The organism is Blautia sp. CGZ-1-C1, assembly GCF_056504575.1.
The window spans coordinates 1-4,224 of the sequence record NZ_JBWLUT010000201.1 but is presented as its reverse complement, the minus strand read 5'-3'; the positions used below and the strand labels follow the sequence as shown (position 1 = coordinate 4,224).

At 41.3% G+C, this 4,224-nt stretch carries 3 protein-coding genes and 1 pseudogene; all 4 read left to right on the top strand.

Translation table 11 applies throughout. The annotated features are described in order from the left end of the window. On the top strand, positions 1-860 hold an 860-nt coding region (locus AC058W_RS17795; RefSeq protein WP_479390451.1), incomplete at its 5' end, for a S1C family serine protease. Positions 861-963: 103 nt separating this feature from the next. Next, positions 964-1,911: a 3'-5' exoribonuclease YhaM family protein gene (locus AC058W_RS17790; protein ID WP_117675872.1), complete on the top strand. Its 948-nt coding sequence runs from the start codon at positions 964-966 to the stop codon at positions 1,909-1,911. 5 nt (positions 1,912-1,916) lie between these two features. Next, positions 1,917-3,554: a 23S rRNA (uracil(1939)-C(5))-methyltransferase RlmD gene (gene rlmD, locus AC058W_RS17785; protein ID WP_479390450.1), complete on the top strand. Its 1,638-nt coding sequence runs from the start codon at positions 1,917-1,919 to the stop codon at positions 3,552-3,554. Between the two features lie 31 nt (positions 3,555-3,585). Continuing rightward, a pseudogene (locus AC058W_RS17780) lies at positions 3,586-3,958 on the top strand (TnpV protein). The last annotated feature ends 266 nt before the right edge of the window (positions 3,959-4,224 follow it).

Below are 4,224 nucleotides of genomic sequence, written 5' to 3'. Positions count from 1 at the left end.
TGAATAATTCTTATATGCAGCAGGGCGATTCGGAAGGCCTGATTTTTCTGGAAACAGATACACAGTTTTATATCCTTACCTATGAGGAAGAACTGGAGAACTTGCATGAATTGCAGATTACTTTTGCAGATGGCTCTACCGTTTCCGGTGAGTTATGTAAGGGTGATGCGGATACAGGTCTGGCTGTTGCAACAGTAAAGAAAAGCCAGCTTAATGACAGTACGAGAGAGGAAATCGTAGTATCTGATCTGACGGATATTGACAGTCCAAAGCAGAGTGATATGGTAATCGCAATCGGAAGCCCGGCAGGTGACGATGATGCGGTCGTTTATGGAATGGTTACTTCTATATCGGAGAAGCTGATGGCTGCTGATACGGAATATGAAATACTGGCTACGGACATGCAGGGAAGTGAAGACGGAAGTGGTATTCTTCTGGATACTTCTGGAAATGTGGCAGGTATGATTCTGAAAGAAAGTCAGAGTGATGGAGCGAATATTCATGCACTTTCCGCCGAACAGATTCTTCCGCTGGTAGAGAGACTGGCTAATAACGAGAAAGTCAGATACACAGGAATTTATGGCACACAGATTAATCAGGCACAGTGCAGCCAGCTGAAAATCAATCATGGACTATATGTGGAACGCACAGAAACAGATTCACCGGCAATGAAAGCCGGGATTCAGTGCGGTGATATCATCAGCAAGATTGATGGAAATGAAATAGAGAGTATGCAGTCCTATTATATATATCTGCAGACAAAGAAAGCAGGAGAAAAGGTTACAGTAACGGTCCTGCGGAAAAGTTCCAATGGAAATTATATGGAAAAGGATTACAAAATAGCAGTTACTGAGAAATAGTTCAGGAGAGTCTGGTTGAGTATGAGAATTCACAGATAAGTGAATGGAATGATCTCAGAAATGAACTGCTGAAAATTATAGGATAGATAGAGAGGCAGATTTTATGCGTTTTTTAAATGAATTACATGAGGGAGACAGAATCAACGGAATTTATCTGTGCAAGCAGAAACAGTCCGCTGTAACGAAGAACGGAAAACCATATGAAAATATTATTCTTCAGGATAAGACCGGAGTTATGGATGGTAAGATATGGGATCCGAATTCTCTGGGAATTGATGATTTTGATGCACTGGATTACATTGATGTTGTGGGAGATGTGACCAGTTTTGCAGGTGCTATGCAGCTAAATATCAAGCGTGTACGTAAAGCAGCCGAGGATGAATATAATCCTGCAGATTATCTTCCGGTAAGCGAGAACAGCACAGACGATATGTACAGCCAGCTGAAAGCATTTATTGACAGTGTGGAGAATGTTTATCTTTCTGCGCTTCTGAAGAAATTATTTGTGGAAGACGAAGAATTTATCAAAGCATTTGAGGGACATTCCGCAGCCAAAACCGTACATCATGGATTTATCGGTGGTCTGATGGAACACACGCTGGGAGTGACCAGACTTTGTGATTATATGTCAAAGGCATATCCGGTCATTAACAGAGATTTATTGATTACTGCTTCCCTTCTCCATGATATCGGAAAGACGAAAGAGTTATCTTCCTTTCCATTAAATGATTATACAGATGAAGGCCAGCTTCTGGGACATATTTATATCGGAGCACAGATGATTCATGACCTTGCAAGTCAGATTCCGGAATTTCCGGAAGTGCTTAAGAATGAGCTGATCCACTGTATTCTGGCTCATCACGGAGAATTGGAATATGGTTCACCGAAGAAACCTGCACTGGTAGAAGCGGTAGCTCTGAATCTTGCAGATAATACAGATGCAAGGATGGAAACCATCACAGAGATTTTTGCAGCAGATAAAGGAAAGAAAGACTGGCTTGGATTTAACAGACTTTTTGACTCAAATTTAAGAAGAACTAAAGAGGTGTAATCTTTATGGAATTTCGTAAGAACGATCTTGTTACGTTAGAGATAGAAGATTGCGGAATTGACGGTGAAGGTATCGGAAAAGCCGATGGCTTCACCGTTTTTGTCAAGGACGCAGTAATCGGGGATACAGTAACAGCGAAGATTATTAAGGCAAAGAAAAACTATGGATATGGCCGTCTGATGGAGGTAGTGAAACCATCATCTTACAGGGTCGAGCCGAAATGTGCATTTGCCCGTCAGTGTGGCGGATGCCAGCTTCAGGCGCTTTCATATGATCAGCAACTGGAATTTAAGACAAATAAAGTAAAAGGACATCTGGAGAGAATCGGAGGCTTTACCGATATTCCGATGGAGCCGATCATTGGAATGGACGAGCTGTTCCATTACAGAAACAAGGCACAGTTTCCTGTAGGAAGAAATAAAGAAGGAAAGATCGTCACAGGTTTCTATGCGGGAAGAACTCATAACATTATCGAAAACCGTGACTGTGCACTGGGGGTGTCTGAGAATAAAGAGGTACTTGACCGTGTGATCAGCCATATGGAAAAGTATGGAATTGAGCCATATAATGAGGCAACCGGCAAGGGACTGGTGAGACATATTTTGATCCGTTATGGGTATTTTACGAAAGAAGTGATGGTCTGTCTGATTCTGAACGGAAATAAACTTACGAAAGAGGATATTCTGGTGGAATCTCTGCGTGAAATTCCGGGAATGACAAGTATTACGATTAATGTGAATAAGAAACGCAGCAATGTAATCCTCGGTGAAGAAATCCGTCTGCTCTGGGGACAGGAATATATTACGGATAAGATCGGAGATATTTCTTATCAGATTTCTCCTCTGTCATTTTATCAGGTAAATCCGAGACAGACACAGAAACTCTATGCAAAAGCACTGGAATATGCGGATCTTCACGGAGAGGAAACTGTCTGGGATCTGTACTGTGGAATTGGAACGATTTCCCTGTTCCTCGCACAGAGAGCGAAATTCGTCCGCGGCGTAGAAATCGTGCCGGCGGCAATTGAAAATGCAAAAGAGAACGCGAAACTTAACGGGCTGGAGAATACAGAATTCTTTGTAGGCAAAGCGGAAGAAGTACTGCCGAGAGAATATAAGAAAAATGGCGTTTATGCAGATGTTATAGTAGTAGATCTGCCGAGAAAAGGATGCGATGAGACTCTGCTGGAGACAATGATAGAGATGAACCCGGAGAGGATTGTGTATGTAAGTTGTGACAGTGCTACACTGGCCAGGGATTTGAAGTATTTATGCGGGAGAGGGTATGAACTTAAAAAGGTCTGCCCAGTTGATCAATTTGGTATGACCGTCCATGTAGAGACGGTTGTTCTTTTGTCCCAACAGAAACCAGATGACACGATAGAGATCGACTTAGACTTAGATGAACTGGATGCAACCAGTGCAGAGACGAAAGCGACCTATCAGGAAATCAAAGATTATGTGCTGAAAGAATTTGGCTTGAAGGTTTCAAATTTATATATTTCTCAAATCAAAAGGAAATGTGGAATCGAAGTAGGAGAGAACTATAATCTGCCAAAGACAGAAAATCCAAAAGTGCCACAGTGTCCGAAAGAGAAAGAAGATGCTATCAAGGCTGCCCTGACATATTTTGCGATGATCTAAGGATATCGCTGATTTCAAGGAGGAATAACACATGAAAAGCACATTTGAAAAGATGGGTGGAACCTACACACTGGGAGCAGACGGAATTTACTATCCGAATCTTGTCAGTACAGATGAAGAACCGCATTATGGGAAATATGGAATGATTCGGAAAACGTATCTGAAAGAGCATCGTCCGGCAATGTATTCTCTGTATATGTTGGAAGACAGATTGACAAAACATCTGAATGCTGTGGATGATGAAGCACAGGAGAGGATGGGTATTCTGGTGCGTCAGATGATGGAGAAGCAAGGCGTTACGGAAGAATTGAAAGCTCGTGATCACGATGGTGTGGGTTGGAGCTGTAAATAATATCCAAAATGCAGCGGAAGAGATTGTGTTAAAAGAATTGATTTACAGGTAAACAAAGAGCTGAACAGGTAGGACGAAAAATCCTATTTGTTCAGCTTTTGTATTTATAAGGGGTCAAAGAAGAAGCATATTACAATTCTATAGCAAGTGATCTTTTCTAAGTTTCTGAAGGCTGTTTTTTTCCGTCTTGGTCATAAGTTGCCGATTTAATTATTCCATAGTATGGCTTAAAAAATATCCGAATATAACTTTATAGAAATAATCATGATGGGGAGATTATTTGATGAATTTTGTGCTAATATTCTGTAATTCTACTGC